The following is an 18,459-nucleotide window of genomic DNA, read 5'->3' on the forward strand; positions in this document are numbered from 1 at the left end:
GTGCTCGGTCAGGACAGGCCGAGCTCTCGTTCCAGGTAGTCGACGAGCTCGTCGGCCGACGCGTCCGCCAGGTCGCCGCCCCCGGCGTCGACCGGCCCGGCCGCCGTCGCCGAGAACGTCGACAGCAGCTCCTCCAGCCGCAGCACGATCGTCAGGTGACCGTCCCCGTCGACGGCCGACAGGCTCGTCTCCAGGCGGTCCAGTTCGGCGAGCACGGCGGCCGCGGACAACTTCGCCGCACCTTGCGGAGCCAGCAGCTGCTTCAGGTGGGACGCGAGCGCGACCGTCGTGGGGTGGTCGAAGACGGCGGTCGCGGACAGCCGCACCTCCGCCGCGGTGTTGAGCCGGTTGCGCAGCTCGACCGCGGTCAGCGAGTCGAGGCCGATGTCCGTGAACGGCTTGGTCGTCTCCAGCGCGGCCACGTCGCTGTGCCCGAGGACGGCGGCGGCGTGCCCGCGGACCAGGTCGACGAGGAAGGCGTTCTGCTCCGTCTCCGTCAGGGAGGCGAGCCGTTCCGCGAGTGAGGACGACTGGGGCGCCTCGGTGACCCGGCGGGCCGCGGCGCGACCGAGGTCGTGCCACATCTGGTTGATCTCGTTGTGCTTGGCGAACCGGCGCAGTGCGGCGCGGTCGAGCTTCACCGGGACGGCCAGGGGCTCGTCCGCGCGGAGCGCTTCGTCGAACAGGGCCATGCCCTCGGCGAGGGCCAGCGCGCCGAAGCCCTCCTGCTCCATCACGTCCAGGTCGGCGCGGGACAGGTTGGCTCCCATGCCGTCCTCCCAGAGGCCCCACGCGTGGGCCTGGCCGACGAGACCGTGGCCGCGGCGGTGCTCGGCGACGGCGTTGACGAACGCGTTGGCCGCGGCGTAGTTCGCCTGTCCCTCGGTGCCGGTGATGCTGCTGATCGAGGAGAACGCGACGAACCGCGCCAGGTCGAGGTCCCGGGTGAGTTCGTGCAGGTGCCAGAGCGCGTCCACCTTGGCGCGCTGGACCGCGTCCAGCCGTGCGGGCGTGAGCGATCCGAGCAGTCCGTCGTCGAGCACACCGGCGGTGTGCACGACGGCGGTCAGCGGCCGGTCCCGCGGGATGCCGTCCAGCACGCCGGCCAGCGCCTCGCGGTCGGCGGTGTCGCAGGCGGCGATGGTCGCGGTGGCACCGAGCCCGGCCAGGTCGGCGCGCAGCTGCTCCGCGCCCGGCGCGTCCGCTCCGCTCCTGCTCATCAGCAGGAGGTGGCGGACGCCGTGCTCGGTCACGAGGTGACGGGCGACCGCGCTGCCGAGCGCACCGGTGCCACCGGTGACCAGGACCGTTCCGCCGGGGTCGACCGGCCTGGGCAGGGTGAGCACCACCTTGCCGACGTGCTTGGCCTGGCTGATGAACCGGAACGCCTCCTGCGCCTGGAAGACGTTCCAGCTCCGGGTGGGCAGCGGCGTGAGCTCCCCGCGCTCGAACAGCTCGTCGAGCTCCGCCCAGATCTCCGCGATCCGGTCCGGTCCGGCGTCGATCAGGTCGAACGCGCGGTAGGTGACGTCACCGTGGTCCGCGCCGACCTCGGCGGCGTCGCGGACGTCGGTCTTGCCCATCTCCACGAAGTGGCCGCCGGGGGTGACCAGGCGCAGCGACGCGTCCACGAACTCGCCCGACAGCGCGTTGAGCACGACGTCGACGCCGCGTCCGAGGGTCGCCGCCGTGAAGACGTCCTCGAAGTCGAGGTCGCGCGACGACGCGATGTGCAGGTCGTCCAGCCCGGCCGCGCGCAGGACGTCCTGCTTGCCGGCGCTCGCGGTGCCGAAGACCTCCGCACCGAGGTGGTGCGCGATCTGGGTCGCCGCCATGCCGACACCGCCCGCGGCGGCGTGGATCAGCACGGACTGGCCCTTCTCGAGCCGGCCGAGGTCGCGCAGGCCGTAGTACGCCGTCAGGAACACCAGCGGCACCGCGGAGGCCTGTTCGAACGTCCACCCCCGCGGCATGCGGGTGACGAGCCGGCGGTCGGCGTCGGCGACGGGACCGATCCCGCCGATGACCAGTCCCATCACCCGGTCGCCGGGGCGCAGGTCGGTCACGTCCGAACCGACCTCGAGCACCACTCCGGCGGCCTCGTTGCCGATCGTCCCGGCGTCGCCCGGGTACATGTCGAGCACGGTCAGCACGTCGCGGAAGTTGAGCCCGGCGGCGCGGACGCCGATGCGCACGTCACCCGGCGCGATCGGTTCCAGCACACCGGGGTTGGGCGTCAGGACGAGGTGGTCGAGCGTGCCCTTGCCCGACATCCCCAGCCGCCACGCGTCTCCCGGCGGGGGCGACAGCCGGTCCTTGGCCGCGGGCACGAGCCGCGGCGCGAAGGCCTGGTCGCCGCGCACCGCCAGCTGCTGTTCCCCCGACCCGATGAGCCTGCCCAGCAGCTCGGGCCCGATCGCCGCGCCGGGTTCGGCGTCGACGAGCAGGAAACGGCCGGGGTACTCCTGCTGCGCGGTGCGGACGAGGCCCCAGACGACCGCGGTCGCCGGGTTGTCCACCGCGGAGTCGACGGCGACCGCGCCCTCGGTCACCACGACCAGCCGGGAGCTAGCGAACCGGTCGTCCGCCACCCAGCGCTGGACGACGTCGAGCGTCCGGTGGGACAGCCTGCGCGCCGCCTCCGGCACGTCCACGTCGCGGTCCACCGGCAGGTGCAGGACGACGTGCGCGGGAGCCCGGCCGTCGACCGCCTCGTAGTCCGTCCACTCGACGGCGTCGCCGAGCACCGCCGGCGCCCACTCCACGCGCAACGACCAGTCGCTCTGCCGCTGCGGCTGCAGCCCGTCGGCGGAGACCTCCTTCAGCACCAGGGACTCCACGGTCATCACCGGCTCGCCGGCGCTGTCCGCCACCCGGATCGACCAGGCGTCGCCGCTCTCTTCGCGCAGCCTGACCCGCAGTGCGCCGGCACCGGAGGCGTGCAGCGTGACGCCGTTCCACACGAACGGCAGCGACAACGGCCTGTCCTCGGCGAGGCCGATCGCGTGCAGCGAGGCGTCCAGCAGTGCCGGGTGCAGCCCGAAGTCCGCGTGGCTCGCGTCGTCGGGAACGACGACCTCGGCGAGGACGTCGTCACCCAGCCGCCAGGCCGCGGTCAGGCCCTGGAACGCGGGACCGTAGGACAGACCGGTGGCGGCGAGCTCCTCGTAGCGGCCGGTGACCGCCACCGGCTCGGCTCCGGCCGGCGGCCACTCCCGCAGGTCGAAGTCCGGCGCGGGCGCGGCGGGCACCAGGGAGCCCGTGGCGTGCCGCGTCCAGGGGTCTCCGGTGAGGGAGCTGGCCGGGCGCGAGTGCACGCTGATGGAGCGACGGCCGTCCGCGGCGGCGGGACCGACCTGCACCCGGATGTCCACGGCGCCGGACTCCGGCAGCACCAGCGGGGTCTGCAGCGTCAGTTCCTCCACGGTGCCGCAGCGGACCTCGTCCGCGGCGCGGACGGCCAGCTCGACCAGGCACGCGCCGGGGACGATCACCTGGTCCAGCACGACGTGGTCGGTCAGCCAGCCGTGGGTCGCCCGCGAGAGGCAACCGGTGAAGAGGAACCCGTCCCCTTCGGCGAACTCGACGGCCGCACCGAGCAGGGGGTGCTCGGCGGAGGCGAGCCCGAGGCCGGTCGTGCCGGCCTGCGTGCGCGGCTCCTGCAGCCAGTACCTCTCGTGCTGGAAGGCGTACGTCGGCAGCGGCACCCGCCGGGCACCGGGGAACATGGTGTCCCAGGCGATGGTCACGCCGTGCGCGTGCAACCGCGCGAGCGCCGTGGTGAACGACTTGACCTCGTCGTGCTTCTTGCGCAGCAGCGGAACGAACACGCTCTCCTCGGCGCTCTCCGCGCCCATGCCGGACAGGGAGCTGTCCGGGCCCAGCTCGACGAACCGCGCCACCCCGAGCTCCGCGCACGCGGCCACCGCGTCGGCGAACCGCACGGGCTGCCGCGCGTGCCGGACCCAGTACTCCGGTGACGTCACCACACCGGGCTCCACCAGGGCACCCGTCACGGTGGACACCATCGGCACCACCGGCTCGCGGTACTCGATCGTCTCGGCCACCGCGCGGAACTCGTCCAGCACCGGCTCCATCAACACCGAGTGGAACGCGTGCGACACGGACAACCGCGTGCACTTGCGGCCCCGCGCGGTGAGCTCCTCGACCGCGGCCAGCACCGGACCCTCCACACCGGACAGCACGACCGAACCCGCGCCGTTGACCGCGGCCAGCGACACCTCGTCCGACAGGAACTGCCCGACCTCGTCCTCGCCGGCCCGCACCGCCACCATCACGCCGCCGGACGGCAGGTCCTGCATCAACCGCCCGCGCGCCACGACCAGCCGGGCCGCGTCACCGAGCGACATCACGCCGGCCACGTGCGCGGCCGCGATCTCGCCGATCGAGTGCCCCACCAGGAACTCCGGCCGGACACCCCACGACTCCACCAGCCGGAACAGCGCCACCTCGACGGCGAACAACGCCGGCTGCGCCACCGCGGTCCGGTTCAACGCCTCCGCGTCGGTGCCGAACACCACCTCGCGCACGCCCGGCAGCAGCTCGCACACCTCGTCGAAGGCCGAGGCGTAGGCCGGGAACTCGTCGTACAGCCCGCGGCCCATCGCCAGCCGCTGCGAACCCTGACCTGCGAACAGGAACGCGACAGGTCCACTGAGGACAGAGCCTTCCACCACGTCGGTGCCGGCCCCTCCGTCCGCGAGGACGTCCAGGGCGGCCACCAGTTCCTCGCGGTCCGCTCCGGTGACGGCGGCGCGCGCCTCCAACGCGGCACGGGTCGTGACCAGCGAGAAGCCGACGTCCGCCGGGGAGAGGGTCTCGTCGGCGGCGACGAAGGCGCTCAGCCGCCGCGCCTGCTCCCGCACCGCCGCCGGCGTCTTGCCCGACAGCACCCAGGCGATCCTGGAACCGGACGTACCCCCGCCCGTCGCGCGGACGCGAACGTCCACCGCGTCCACCGACTCGAGGATCACGTGCGCGTTGGTGCCGGAGATGCCGAACGAGGAGACGGCCGCCCGCCGCGGCCGGTCCCCCGCGGGCCAGGGAACCTGCTCGGTCAGCAGCGACACCGCGCCGGTGTCCCACTCGACGTGCGGCGTCGGGGCGTCCACGTGCAACGTCGCGGGCAGCGTCTCGTTCCGCATCGCGAGCACCATCTTGATCACGCCCGCGGCGCCGGCGGCGGCCTGGGTGTGGCCGAAGTTGGACTTGACCGAGCCCAGCCACAGCGGCGGCCGCCCGTCGCGGTCCTGCCCGTAGGTGTTGAGCAGCGCCTGCGCCTCGATCGGGTCGCCGAGCCGGGTGCCGGTGCCGTGCGCCTCCACCGCGTCGACGTCCGAAGTGGACAGACCGGCGTTGGCCAGCGCCTGCCGGATCACGCGCTGCTGCGACGGACCGTTCGGCGCGGTCAGACCGTTCGACGCACCGTCCTGGTTCACCGCGGAGCCGCGCACGACGGCCAGCACCTCGTGGCCGTTGCGCCGCGCGTTCGACAACCGCTCCAGCACGAGCACGCCCACGCCCTCGGACCAGCTGGTCCCGTCGGCGGCGGCGGCGAAGGACTTGCTGCGCCCGTCGGCGGCCAGGCCGCGCTGGCGGGAGAAGTCGACGAACGTCTCGGGGGTCGCCATGACCGTGACCCCGCCCGCGAGGGCCAGCCCGCACTCCCCCGACCGCAGCGCCTGCGAGGCGAGGTGCAGGGCGACGAGCGACGACGAGCAGGCGGTGTCGACGGTGACCGCCGGACCCTCCAGCCCGAGCGTGTAGGCCACCCGGCCGGACAGCACGCTGGCCGAGGTGCCGGTGCCGATGTAGCCCTCGACCTCTTCGGGGATCGAGTGCAGGCTGTGGGCGTAGTCGTAGTACATGACCCCGGCGAAGACGCCGGTCCTGCTGCCCTTCAGCGCCAGGGGGTCGAGACCGGCGTTCTCGAGTGATTCCCACACGACTTCCAGCAGCAGGCGCTGCTGCGGATCCATCGCCAGCGCCTCGCGCGGGGAGATGCCGAAGAACTCTGCGTCGAACGCGTCCGCCTCATGCAGGAACCCACCTTCGGTCGCATAGGAGGTACCCCTGTGGTCGGGGTCGGGGTGGAACAGGGTGTCGAGGTCCCAGCCGCGGTTCACCGGGAAGCCGGAGATGGTGTCCGTGCCCGACGCGACGACGTTCCAGAGGTCCTCGGGCGAGCCCACCCCTCCGGGGTAGCGGCACGCCATGCCGACGATCGCGATCGGCTCGTCCGTCGCGGCGGTGGTGAGGACGGGGGCGGTCGGGTCGGGCTCGTCACCGGAGAGCTGGACGTGCAGGAACGTCGCGAGCGCGGCGGGCGTCGGGTGGTCGAAGACGACCGTGGCCGGAAGCCGCACGCCGGCGGCGGCGCTCAGGTTGTTGCGCAACTCGACCGCCGTGAGCGAGTCGAAGCCGAGGTCGGTGAAGGCCTTGTCCTGGTCGACGCGGTCCGCGGTGGAGTGTCCCAGCACGGCGGCGACCTGCGCGCGCACCAGGCCGAGCAGAGCCGCCTTCTGGTCGGACCTCGTCGTGCCGGCCAGCGGGCTCGCGGCGGGCGAGCCACCGGCGGCGCGCCGCAGCCTCGTCTTGACCAGCCGCTCGAGCAACGGCGGGAGGAGGGCGTCGCGGGACCGTGCCTCCACAGCGGCGAGGTCGAGCCGCGCGGCGACCGTGAGCGGCAGGTCGCGGGCCAGCGCCGCGTCGAACAGCGCGAGGCCTTCGTGCTCCTCCAGTGCCGGGAAGCCCTGCCTGGCCGCCCGGTCGGCTTCGGCCGGCGTCAGGCCGCCGCCCATGCCGAGCTTCCACAGCCCCCACACGAGGGACTGGGCCGGCAGGCCGTTCGCGCGGCGGTGCAGCGCGAGCGCGTCGAGGAAGCTGTTGGCGGCGGCGTAGTTGCCCTGCCCGGCGCCGTCGAAGAGCCCGGACGTGGACGAGTAGAGGACGAACAAGCTCAGGTCGAGGTGACTCGTCAGCTCGTGCAGGTGCCAGGCGCCGTCGACCTTCGGGCGCAGCACGCGTTCGACGCGCTCCTCGTCGAGCGACGTGACGACGCCGTCGGCGAGAGAGCCCGCGGCGTGCACCACGCCGACGAGCGGGCGGTCCGCCGGGATGGCTCCGATGACGGAGGCGAGTGCCGCGCGGTCGGCGACGTCGCAGGCGCTGATCGTGACGTGCGCACCGAGTTCGGTCAGCTCTGCGCTCAGCTCGGCGGCTCCCGGCGACCGCGTGCCGCGGCGGCTGGTCAGCACCAGGCTCGTCACGCCGCAGGCGGACACCAGGTGCCTGGCCAGTGCCGCGCCGAGCCCACCGGTGCCACCGGTGATCAGGACGGTGCCGTCGGCGGGCAGGACCCGTTCGGTGCCGGCCGCGGCAGGAGCGCGCACGACACGGGGCGCGAGCAGAACGCCTTCGCGCACGGCCAGCTGGGGTTCACCGGATCCGGCGGCGGCACCGGCGAACTCCTGCGGGCCGTCGAGGAGGACGAACCGCCCGGGGTGTTCGGCCTGCGCCGCGCGCACCAGACCGCACACCGCCGAGGACGCCACGTCGGTCACGTCCGGCCCGGCCGCGCCGCTGGTCACCACGACGAGGCGGGAGTCCGAGTACCGGGCGTCGGCGAGGAAGTCCTGCACGGCCGCGAGCACGGTGCGGGTGGCCTCCCGCGCACCGGCCGGACCTCCGCTCTCCGGTGAGACGGCCAGGGCGAGCACGCCGGGGGCGGCGTCCACCGCGCCGTAGGTCGTCCACGCCGGCGAGTCCCCGGCGGGCACGGACACCCAGTCCACCGTGTACAGGCTCGTGGGCGACGTGACGGTCGCGGACGGTGCGCGGGACACCAGCGAGTCGACCGTGAAGACCGGTGCGCCCGCCGGGTCGACGGCGTGCAGGCTGACCTCGTCGGCGCTCTTGACGGTGATCCTGACGCGCAGAGACGTCGCGCCGGTCGCGTGCACCGACACGCCGGACCAGGAGAACGGCAGCCGTGCCCGCCCGTCGTCGTCCCCGGCTCCGCCGAAGCCGATCGCGTGCAGGCAGGCGTCCAGCAGGGCGGGGTGCACGGCGAAGTCCGCCGCGGTCACCGCGGCCGGCTCCGGCAGGGCGACCTCGGCGAACACCTCGTCGCCGGCGACCCACGCGCCGCGCAGCCCGCGGAAGACGGGGCCGTAGGCCAGGCCGGTGGCGGCCAGGTCGTCGTAGACGCCGTCGAGCGCGACCTCCCGCGCTCCGGCGGGCGGCCACGACGTCGTGGTCCAGCCGTGCGGTGCCGACGGCTCCACGGCCAGAGCGCCCGAGGCGTGCAGGACCCACTCGTCGGACCCGGGCAGCCTGGAGTGCACGCTGATCGCGGACCTGCCGGCGGGGTCGGTGGGGCTGGACCGCAGCTGCAACTGCACCGAGCCGGACTCCGGGAGCACCAGGGGTGCCTGCAGGGTCAGCTCTTCGACCGAGGCGCACCCCGCTTCCCCGGCCGCCCGCACCGCGAGGTCGAGCAGCACGGCCCCCGGAACGACGACGCGGCCGAACACGACGTGGTCGGCGAGCCACGGGTGCGTCGCGAGGGACAGCCGTCCCGTGAGCACGTGGCCCTCGCCGCCGGCCAGCGCGACGGTCGCGCCCAGCAGCGGGTGGTCGCCGGGCTCCAGGCCCAGCGTGGCCGCGTCGCCCGCGGCCGCTCCGGACAGCCAGAAGTGCTCGCGCTGGAAGGCGTAGGTGGGCAGCTCGACGGTGGCCGCGGACGCCGGGAACACCGCGGGCCAGTCGACTCGCGCTCCGCGCAGGTGGGCGTGGCTCACGGCGCTGAGCGCCTCGACCTCCTCCGGGCGGTCGCGGCGCAGCACGGGCCGGACCAGCACGTCGGCCTCGTCCGGGAGGCAGTCGGCGGCCATCGCGGAGAGCACGCCGTCGGGGCCCAGCTCCAGGCACGTCGTGACGCCGGCCGACTCGATGACCCGCACGGCGTCGTGGAAGCGCACGGCCTCGCTGACGTGCGCCACCCAGTAGTCCGGTGTGGACAGTTCGTCCGGGCCCACGAGGCGGCCCGTGACCGTGGAGACGAACGGGATGGCCGGGGCGGAGAAGCCGAGGAACTCGAGGAGCGTGCGGAACTCGTGCAGCATCGGCCGCATCAGCGGCGAGTGGAAGGCGTGGCTGACGTTGAGGCGCTTGGCCTTGCCGCCCTCGGCCTGCCACCGGTCGGCGATCCGCAGGACGACGTCCTCCGCGCCGGAGATCACGACGGAGCGAGGCCCGTTGACCGCCGCGATCCCCGCGGCGTGCTCGTGCCCGCTCAGCAGGCTCAGCGCTTCCTCTTCCGTGGCGCGCAACGACACCATCGCGCCGCGCACCTCGAGCTCCTGCATCAGCCGTCCGCGGGCGGCCACCAGGGTCGCGGCGTCCTCGAGGGTGAGCACTCCCGCCACGTGCGCCGCGGCGATCTCGCCGATGGAGTGCCCGCTGACGTAGTCGGGCTTCAGGCCCCACGACTCGAGCATCCGGTACAGCGCGACCTCGATCGCGAACAGCGCGGGCTGGGCGTAGGAGGTCTGGTCGACCAGGGCGGCGTTCTCGCTGCCCTCCTGCGCGAACAGCACCTCCCGCAACGGGATGTCCAGCTGGATGTCCAGGTAGCCGAACGCGTCGTCCAGCGCACGGGCGAACACCTCGTTGCGCTCGTACAGCTCGAGTCCCATCGCGCGGCGCTGGGAGCCCTGGCCCGCGAACAGGAACGCGAGGCCGCCGGTTCCCGCGACGTCCCGCAGAGCAGGGGGGGCCGGGTCGATCACGGCGTCGAGGCCCGCGAGCAGCTCGTCGCGACCGCGGCCGACGACGGCGGCGCGGTGGTCGAGGGCGGCACGGGTGGTGGCGAGCGACAGGCCGATGTCGGCCGGGCTGAGCGCGGGGTTGTCGCCCACGAAGGCCTTCAGCCGTTCGGCCTGGGCGCGCAGGGCTTCCTGCGTCTTGCCCGACAGCACCCACGGCACGGCGACGCCATCGGTGTCCCGGGCGTCACCGATCCGCTCGCCCTCCGCGGGCGGCGCTTCCTCGATGATCACGTGGGCGTTGGTGCCGGAGATGCCGAAGGAGGAGATCCCGGCACGGCGCGGGCGGCCGGTCACCGGCCACGGCTGCGCTTGCGCGAGCAGTGAGACGGCGCCCGCCGACCAGTCCACGTGCGGCGTCGGGCTGGTGAGGTGCAGCGAGCGCGGCAGGGTTCCCCGGCGCATCGCCATGATCATCTTGATCACGCCGGCGGCACCGGCGGCCGCCTGGGCGTGGCCGATGTTCGACTTGATCGAACCGACCCACACCGGCTTGTCCGCCTCGCGCTCCCGGCCGTACGTGGCGAGGATCGCGTGTGCCTCGATCGGGTCTCCCAGCCGGGTGCCGGTGCCGTGCGCCTCGACGGCGTCGACGTCGGCGGCGGTGAGCCGGGCGTTGGCCAGCGCCTGGCGGATCACGCGCTGCTGGGCGAGACCGTTCGGTGCGGTCAGGCCGTTGGAGGAGCCGTCCTGGTTGATGGCCGACGCACGCACGACCGCGAGCACGGGGTGGCCGTTGCGCCTGGCGTCGGAAAGCCGTTCCAGCGCGAGGATTCCGACGCCCTCACCCCAGCCGGTCCCGTCGGCCGACTCGTCGAACGGCTTGCACCGCCCGTCCGGCGCGAGCCCCCGCTGCCGGGAGAAGGCGATGAAGTTGCCGGGGCTCGCCATGACCGCGACACCACCGGCCAGCGCGAGGTCGCACTCACCGGACCTCAGCGAGTGCGCGGCGAGGTGCAGGGCGACGAGGGAACCCGAGCAGGCGGTGTCCACGCTCAGGGCGGGGCCCTCGAGGCCGAGGACGTACGCGATGCGGCCGGACACCACACTCGGCGTGTTGCCGGTCAGCAGGTGCCCTTCGAACCCCGCGGGGGCGTTGGCCAGCCTCGGGCCGTACTCCTGCGGTTCCACGCCGATGAACACACCGGAACGGCTGCCGCGCAACGAGGTCGGGTCCACACCGGCGCGTTCCAGCGCCTCCCAGGCGACCTCGAGCACCAGGCGCTGCTGGGGGTCCATGGCGGTCGCTTCACGCGGGGAGATCCCGAAGAACTCGGCGTCGAACTCGCTCGCGGCGTCGAGGAACCCGCCGTGCCGGCTGTAGGTCTTCCCCGCCGCGTTCGCGTCCTCGTCGAAGATCCCCTCGACGTCCCAGCCCCGGTCGGACGGGAAGCCGGTGACGGCGTCGACACCCTCGTCGACCAAGCGCCACAACGCTTCCGGCGAGTCGGCCCGCCCCGGGAACCGGCAGCCGACACCCACGATCACCACGTCGTCGTCGTGCTCCACGACCGGGAACGCCGGAGCGGTACCGAACTCGTCGCTCTCCCCTCCCAGGCGGGCGGCCAGGGCCACCGGGCTGGGGTGGTCGTAGACGGCGGTCACGGGGAGCTCGAGACCGGTGGCCGCGACGAGACGCGCGTGCAGCTCGACCGACGCGAGCGAGTCGAACCCGAGGTCGAGGAACGACCGCGTGCCGTTCCCCAGCGCCGGTGCGCCGGGAACCATGTCGGCGAGGACTTCCGCGGTCACCCGCAGGACGAGATCGCGCATCGACTGTGCCGCCACCGGATTTCCCGCAGGCAGCTCGTTTCCCCGGTCCACCACCTCACCGGCAGGACGGAGGTCATCGAACTCGCTCAAGAGTGCACTCCCCAACTACTCCGTGGGACGTCAGTGGTGGCGAACGACAGCGCCGGCCGATCCCGCCAAAACACATCGGGACGCAGAACTGGCGTAACGTAATCACAGGACGGGGAATCCGGGGGATGTGCGCATTCCACCAGGCGACCACCGGGAGAGAACTCCTCGTCCACCTGAACCGGCCACTGCGGCGCAGAATGGATCGGCAGCGATCACCGCGATTACCTGTCGATGACCGATGCGCGGAATCGCGACATCGATCGGCACGCCTGCCACTTCATAGGATCCAGCCTTATTTCTCCTCGGCCGCTGAAAGCAGCTTCCCGCCCGTGCGGCACAGGCTGAGACGAGGTGGATCACATGCATCTGGAGGCGTCGCCGTGAGCCGTGCAGCAGTTGTCTTTCCGGGAATGGGTCCGTCGAGGTTCGCCGATGTCGGCAGGTTCATGACCGTCAGCCCGTTCGCCAGGCGGAGACTGGCGGAGGCGGATGCCGCGCTCGGGTACTCGCTGCTCGAAGCGCTGCGCTCCGGTCCCGACGAGTACAGCGCCGCGCAGCAGATCGCCTTCCTGGTCAACTCCGTCGCGCTGGCCGACTGGATGGAGAAGTCCCTGGGCCTGCGCCCGGACCTGTGCGTCGGCTCGAGCTTCGGCGAGCGCGCCGCGGTCGCCTACTCGGGGGCCATGCCGTTCGCCGAGGTCGTCCGGCTCACCGCCGAGCTGGCGCGGTGCGAGCTGGACTACTTCCGGGAAGAGCACCGGGACCTGGTCAGCCAGCTGGTCGTGCGCACGCCCTCGGACCGGCTCGCCGACGTCCTCGCCACCATGGCGCAGGACGGCGAGTGGCACGAGATCTCCGGGTACTTCGACGACACCGTGCACCTCGTCACGATGCACGAGGAACACCTCGCGGGGTTCAAGGCGAAGATCAGCGATCGCGGCGGCTACTGCCTGACGACGATGCGGCCCGCGGCGCACGCCCGGGTGTTGGCGCCGTTGCGCGCCCGATTGCGAGAAGAAGTTCTGCGGAATTTCTCCTTCGCCTCGCCGGCGGTGCCGATCATCTCGGACCAGGACGGTTCGCTCGTGAGCGGAGCAGCCGAAGTCGGCGCGATGCTCGACGCGGCCACCGTGAACCCGGTGCAGTGGGGGCACATCCACGACCGGCTGGTGGACGAGGGGACGACGAGGATCTGCGTGGCGGGTCCGGACTACCTGATCCACCGCCTGGACCTGCTGAAGAAGAACTTCGAAGTGGTGACGGCCAGCCCGAAGGACGCTTTGAAGCCCCGTCGGCCTTCCCAATAAGCCCTCGTACGCGCGCGTTGCGCCGTCCAGCGCATTCACCCACCGATCCGCAATTCCGTCGAACCGCTGAAACCCGACGAATCATCGAGGTCGCACAATGGGATTCACGTCGATTGTCACAGACGACGAGCCGGCACCAACCACAGGTTTGTCCCCCGACTTCCCCTTCGTCTACGACGAATGGCTGAGCCACCCGGCGGGACTGGGTGCGGTGCCACCGGATCGCCACGGCACCGAGATCGCCGTCATCGGCGGAGGGATCTCGGGCGTGGTGACCGCCTACGAGCTCATGAAGCTGGGTCTGCGCCCGGTGGTCTACGAGATCGAACAGCTCGGTGGGCGGATGCGCACCGTGGGGTTCGAGGGCCACCCGGAGCCGAGGGCGGAACTGGGGGCGATGCGCTTCTCGCCGTCGGCCACGTTGTTCCACTACGTGAACAAGTTGGGCCTGAAAGCCGTGCCGTTCCCCAATCCGCTGGCCGAGGCCACTCCCAGCACGGTCATCAACCTGCGGGGGCAGACCCACTGGGCGCGCGGCCCCGAGGACCTGCCCCTCGCCTTCCAGCAGGTCTCCGACGCGTGGTCCAAGGCGCTGTACGAGAAGGCGGACCTGCCGGTGATGATGGGCGCGATGGAGCGCCGCGACTTCTCCGTCATCAAGGCCTTGTGGAACCGCACGGTCCGGGAGTTGGAGAACCAGTCGTTCTACGGTTTCCTGTCCTCCACAGCGGCTTTCTCGTCGTTCGAGCAGCGGGAGATCTTCGGCCAGGTGGGCTTCGGGTGCGGCGGCTGGGACACCGACTTCACCAACTCCGTGCTCGACGTCCTGCGCGTCGTCTACACCGAGGTCGGCGACAAGCAGTACCGGATCGTCGGTGGCAGCCAGCAGATCCCGACGGGACTGTGGCACCACGAGCCGGACGACCTCGTGCACTGGCCCGCGGGCACCTCGCTCGCCCGGCTGCACGACGGGACTCCGAGGCCCGGCGTGATCGGCATCGGCCGTGCCGCCGGCGGAACCGGGTACGTGGTCGAGGACGTGTCCGGCAGCGTGCACGAGTACCCGGTGGCCGTCTTCACCGCCCAGAGCTGGAACCTGCTGTCGCGGATCAAGTGCGACCCCGAGCTGCTGCCGTCCGACCTGTGGACCGCATTGGAACGAACGCACTACATGGGCTCGTCGAAGCTCTTCGTGCTGACCGACCGCCCGTTTTGGCGCGACCGCGACGAGACCGGCCGGGACGTCATGGGGATGACGCTGACGGACCGGCTGCCGCGGGGCGTCTACCTCTTCGACGACGGCCCGGACCAGCCCGGCGTGATGTGCCTGTCGTACACGTGGAACGACGACTCCCTGAAGGTCGCCACCCTCACCGCCGAGGAGAGGCTGGACGTGGTGCTGGCGTCGCTCGCCCAGATCTACCCGGACGTCGACATCCGCTCGCACATCATCGCGCCGCCGGTCGCGGTCACCTGGGAGACCGAGCCGAACTTCATGGGCGCGTTCAAGTCCAGCCTCCCGGGGCAGTACCGGTACCAGCGCGCCCTGTTCACCCACTTCATGCAGGACGGGTTGGACGAGAAGCACCGGGGGTTCCTCATGGCGGGCGACGACATCTCCTGGCTCGGGGGTTTCGCGGAGAACGCCGTGGAAACGGCCTTGAACGCGGTCTGGGGCGTGGTGCACCACCTCGGTGGCGCGTCCCACCCCGACAACCCCGGACCCGGTGACCTCTTCGACGAGCTGGCACCGGTCGTCATCTGAGACACGTCCCAGGTCGTGGCCGCGGGTCCGGCCAGGACCTGGGACAGGTCTCAGTACAGCTCGGGACGCCGGTCGGCGAGGTAGGTGGTCCCGGCGCGGGCCTCGGCGATCAGCGAGACGTCCACTTCGGACACCAGCAGCCCGTCCCGGGTCCCGGCGTCGATCGCGGCGACCCGGCCGTCCGGTCCCACGACCCTGGTGAGGCCGCAGTACTCCAGGTCGTGTTCCCGTCCGGTCCAGTTGGTGTACGCGACGAACAACTGGCTCTCGAAGGCGCGAGCCGGCACCACCGTCTCGGCGACGAAGTGCCACGGGGTCATCAGAGCGGTAGGCACCACCAGGAGTTCGGTGCCGCGCAACGCATGCGCGCGAACCAGTTCCGGGAACTCGACGTCGTAGCAGATGACCAGGCCGACGGTCAGTCCGTCGAGGACGGCCTGGACGACGCCTGTTCCACCCGCGCTGAAGCTCGACCGGTCGATGTCGCCGAACAGGTGCGTCTTGCGGTAGGTGGCCAGATGCGTTCCGTCGGCACCGACCAGGCGCACGGAGTTGTGGACGCGCTCTCCGGCCAGTTCCGGCCAGCCGTGCACGATCGCGATCCCGGTCTCGGCGGCGATGCGCGCGACTTCGCCGCACATCGGCCCGTCCTCCGGCTCGGCGAGCTCGCGCACCGCCCGGCTGCCGATGTTGTAGCCCGACAGCGACATCTCCGGTGTGACCAGCAACCGCGCGCCGGCCGCCGCGGCCTCCCCCGCACGCGCCCGCAGACGGGCGAGAGCACCGGCCACGTCCGAAGGGTGCGTGGAAGCCTGCCAACAGGCGATTCTCATCACGGATGTCCTCCTGCGCCGCACCACCGCGTCCGGCGCGGTGACGGCGGAGGGCGGTGGCGCGGTCAAGGTCGATGATCAGCCGATGTGCGTCTTGTGGAAGCCGCTGCGCGGACGCGGCGGGCGAATCGTGGTCAGGAGCGGACCGAAGACGAACCAGGCCGCACCCGTGCCCGTCATGATCGGCATGGCGACCTTCCACATCACCTCGGTCTGCGCGGGCGTGCTCACGAAGAAGACCAACGCCGCCATGATGACGACCGAGATGAGCCACGCGACCACGAACCGGCCGAACTGCTTCCACTCGTACCGCACCTTGGCCCGGCCGTACTTCGGCGGGGCGACGGGAGGCGGGCCGCCGGCGAAGCGGTGGTGGAAGCGCTGGTCGGCCCACCGCATGATGCCGTGGCCGAACCCGAGGGTGAGCCCGAGGTAGATGGCGGCCGCCGCGTGCGCCCACGTCGCCTCGCCGCCCGAGCGCAGGTCGAACACCGTGACGACCAGCAGCACCACGTCCACGAGCGGCGTGCAGAGCAGCAGCGCGGCGCCGAGCCGGGGGCTCCGCATCGGATAGCGCACGACGAGTCCGGCGAGCAGGAAGACCCAGAACGCGATCTCGCATCCGATGATGAGTGCGAGGATCAGGTTGTCGCGGGCATGACCGAGAATGTCCACCATTCCTCGATCTTGACATCGCGATCTATTCTTTTTCTATCGTTCCATTCTTCTGCTGTTCGCCCCAGGCGCCTGGACGCTTTTCGCGGGCACCGGGAGCAAATCACTCGCCGCCCCACCCACGGCGATCCCCTCGCACACCGCCCCGCCAGGCACTCCTCCCGAGTGCGCTCCCCGTCGCGGAACTCGGCCCGAGCCACGAGGAGGTCTTCGCAGAAACACCGTCGCGGCTCGGGCGAGTTGTCTTTAGTCGTAGCCGCGAACGTGCCCGTCCTCGTCGGCGAGAATCTCATATCCGTCCATGGCACCCTCCTCTCGACAGTTCCCGGTCTCACAGGTCGGAGCCACCCGGCATCTGCGGAAGAGGAACGGCTACGCGAGGAGCCGGAGCCGCGATTCCGCGGCGGTTCGTCGGCCTCACCCTCAGTTGTCGCAGTGCGGTGTAACCCCGATCACACCATTCGACCCCGCGCGGCCATCAGCCGACTATCCATCCGCCATCGACGCGCCCGACGCTCGTTCCCCGCCGCACGCCTGCGGCGGGGAAGGACCGACGACCCGCTCGTGGCTCACCCCAGAACGTTGCCGGGCGAATCCGCGGTCAGCCGGGTACGTCGCGATGCCGCCCCACGTCGTCATACCGGTTGTACGGGAGCGTGGGGCGGTGCGGCGAAACGCCCGCTGAGCGTGAATCACCCAGCCGACGTTCTCGGTCGACCCGTCAGATCCGGCCGAGCAGGTGGCGGGCGGCCTCGAAGTCGCGCTCCCCCACCAGGAACTCGCGCAGCGCCTGTTCCAGCTCGTCGCCGTGGATGGTGCCGTCACCGTCGTGGTCGAGTTCGCGCATGGCGGCGATCAGTTCGTGACGGCGCGGGCTGCGGTCGAGCAGGCGGGTGTACTCGTCCTGCCGCACCTCGCCGTTGCCGTCGCGGTCGATCAAGCGGCGGACCGTCGCCGCCACGGCACCGCAGCCCCGTTCGCGGTCGGGCGGGCCGGGGTAGGTGCCGTCGGCCAGGGCCGCGTTGTACGCGGCGGCGGTCACCGAGCCGTCCACGGGCGTGCCGGTGACCGTGGCCAGCTGTTCCCACCACGAGTGGAAGGCGTCGTGGACCGCGTCCTCGTCCTTCTCGTCCAGATCGAGGTGGGTGCTGATCTCCCGGGCCATCGCGAGCAGGTCGCTCCACCGCAGCACGCCGTCGCCGCTCTGGTCGAGCACGGTCTCGAAGAACGACTCGGGGACGACCTCGGCCCGGCGCACCCCGGCGGCCCTGATCGACGCGGCGGCGATCGGCTGGTAGCGCCACGGCTTGGGCAGCAGGTCGGTGACCATCCGCACGGCCAGGTGCAGGCCGTGCACCACCAGGTCCGCGCCGGGGACCGACGGCAGCCGCAGCCGTTCGCGGTACACCGGCGGCAGCGTGGCGGCGGTGGCCTGCACGGCGGCCGTGACCAGCGCGAAGCGCACCGGGGCCCAGAGGAGTTCCGGGATCGGCAGCCCGGGCGGTGGTGGCACGCGGTAGACGCTGCCGGACAACAGGTCCCTGACGGTCGCGTTGTCCTCCAGGACCTCGGCCACCACGCGGTCGAAGTAGGTCCGGAACTCCTCCGGCGTCGCGGGCAGGTCTTCCTCGTGCAGGCCGAACTGCCGGCCGACCCGGCGCCACTCGTCGTAGAAGCGAGCGGTCTCCTCCGCCGGCAACGGGTCTCCGCCGAGCCGCTGCATGGTCAGCACGGCCTCGAACAGGGTCAGGTGCACCCACGCCCTGGCCCTCGTGTCCCCCGCGTCGAACGCCCTGCCGTACCCGTCCTGGCCCTGCATGCGGCGGTGGAGACGTTCGAGGCGGGCGAGCTCACGGCGTTGTTCGGAGGCACTGCCGTAGACGTAGGTGTGCAGGCTTTCGATGGTGCGGAACAACCTCCGCCACGGCCGGGCGTTGTAGACGGAGAACTCGGCGACGGCCGCGCCGACAGCCGGATGCGCTGACTGGAGAACCAGCGCGCGGTGCATCACCAGCAGGAACCGCCACTGCCCGAGACGTTCCCACGTGCTCGACCCCGGTCCCAGCGCCACTTCGACAGTCATTGCGCCGAAGCTAGTCGTGGCGCCGGGCCCGGAGAACGATCTTGCTCGCGATTCACCTCATGAGGTGGCGGACTCCACCCGCTTG

At 71.9% G+C, this 18,459-nt stretch carries 6 protein-coding genes; 2 read left to right on the forward strand and 4 right to left on the reverse strand.

Annotated features, from left to right (window positions below; genetic code table 11):
- Window positions 1-8 precede the first annotated feature (8 nt).
- The gene (locus L6E10_RS08490) at window positions 9-11,672 is read right to left on the reverse strand and encodes an SDR family NAD(P)-dependent oxidoreductase (RefSeq protein WP_374236205.1); all 11,664 of its coding nucleotides are present in this window, start codon (window positions 11,670-11,672) and stop codon (window positions 9-11) included.
- Between the two features lie 449 nt (window positions 11,673-12,121).
- Here L6E10_RS08490 and L6E10_RS08495 point away from each other — a divergent pair, with 449 nt between their 5' ends.
- Both L6E10_RS08495 and L6E10_RS08500 read left to right on the forward strand, forming a co-directional pair.
- Window positions 12,122-13,018 (forward strand): ACP S-malonyltransferase, encoded by an 897-nt coding sequence (locus L6E10_RS08495; RefSeq protein WP_236218484.1) that lies wholly within the window; start codon window positions 12,122-12,124, stop codon window positions 13,016-13,018.
- Between the two features lie 97 nt (window positions 13,019-13,115).
- Entirely contained in the window at window positions 13,116-14,783 is a 1,668-nt protein-coding gene (locus L6E10_RS08500) for an NAD(P)/FAD-dependent oxidoreductase (RefSeq protein WP_236218486.1), read from the forward strand.
- A 50-nt stretch (window positions 14,784-14,833) separates the two neighbouring features.
- On the opposite strand, the gene L6E10_RS08505 is transcribed toward L6E10_RS08500, so the two are convergent.
- The 3 genes from L6E10_RS08505 to L6E10_RS08515 all read right to left on the reverse strand — a co-directional run bounded on the left by L6E10_RS08505 (window position 14,834) and on the right by L6E10_RS08515 (window position 18,374).
- Complete coding sequence (locus tag L6E10_RS08505) at window positions 14,834-15,616, reverse strand: carbon-nitrogen hydrolase family protein (protein ID WP_240010287.1); 783 nt, start codon at window positions 15,614-15,616, stop codon at window positions 14,834-14,836.
- 78 nt (window positions 15,617-15,694) lie between these two features.
- Window positions 15,695-16,294 (reverse strand): hypothetical protein, encoded by a 600-nt coding sequence (locus L6E10_RS08510; protein ID WP_236218490.1) that lies wholly within the window; start codon window positions 16,292-16,294, stop codon window positions 15,695-15,697.
- Between the two features lie 718 nt (window positions 16,295-17,012).
- A complete protein-coding gene (locus L6E10_RS08515) occupies window positions 17,013-18,374 on the reverse strand; it encodes an oxygenase MpaB family protein (RefSeq protein ID WP_236218493.1) in 1,362 nt (453 codons plus the stop codon).
- Window positions 18,375-18,459: the final 85 nt, after the last annotated feature.

This window comes from Lentzea sp. CC55 (assembly GCF_021056325.1).
Taxonomy (GTDB): Bacteria; Actinomycetota; Actinomycetes; order Mycobacteriales; family Pseudonocardiaceae; genus Lentzea; species Lentzea jiangxiensis.

Coding starts and splice junctions, on each gene's coding strand:
- L6E10_RS08495 (WP_236218484.1), top strand. CDS start 12,122: ATGGGTCCGTCGAGGTTCGCCGATGTCGGCAGGTTCATGACCGTCAGC.
- L6E10_RS08500 (WP_236218486.1), top strand. CDS start 13,116: ATGGGATTCACGTCGATTGTCACAGACGACGAGCCGGCACCAACCACA.
- L6E10_RS08505 (WP_240010287.1), bottom strand. CDS start 15,616: ATGAGAATCGCCTGTTGGCAGGCTTCCACGCACCCTTCGGACGTGGCC.
- L6E10_RS08510 (WP_236218490.1), bottom strand. CDS start 16,294: ATGGTGGACATTCTCGGTCATGCCCGCGACAACCTGATCCTCGCACTC.
- L6E10_RS08515 (WP_236218493.1), bottom strand. CDS start 18,374: ATGACTGTCGAAGTGGCGCTGGGACCGGGGTCGAGCACGTGGGAACGT.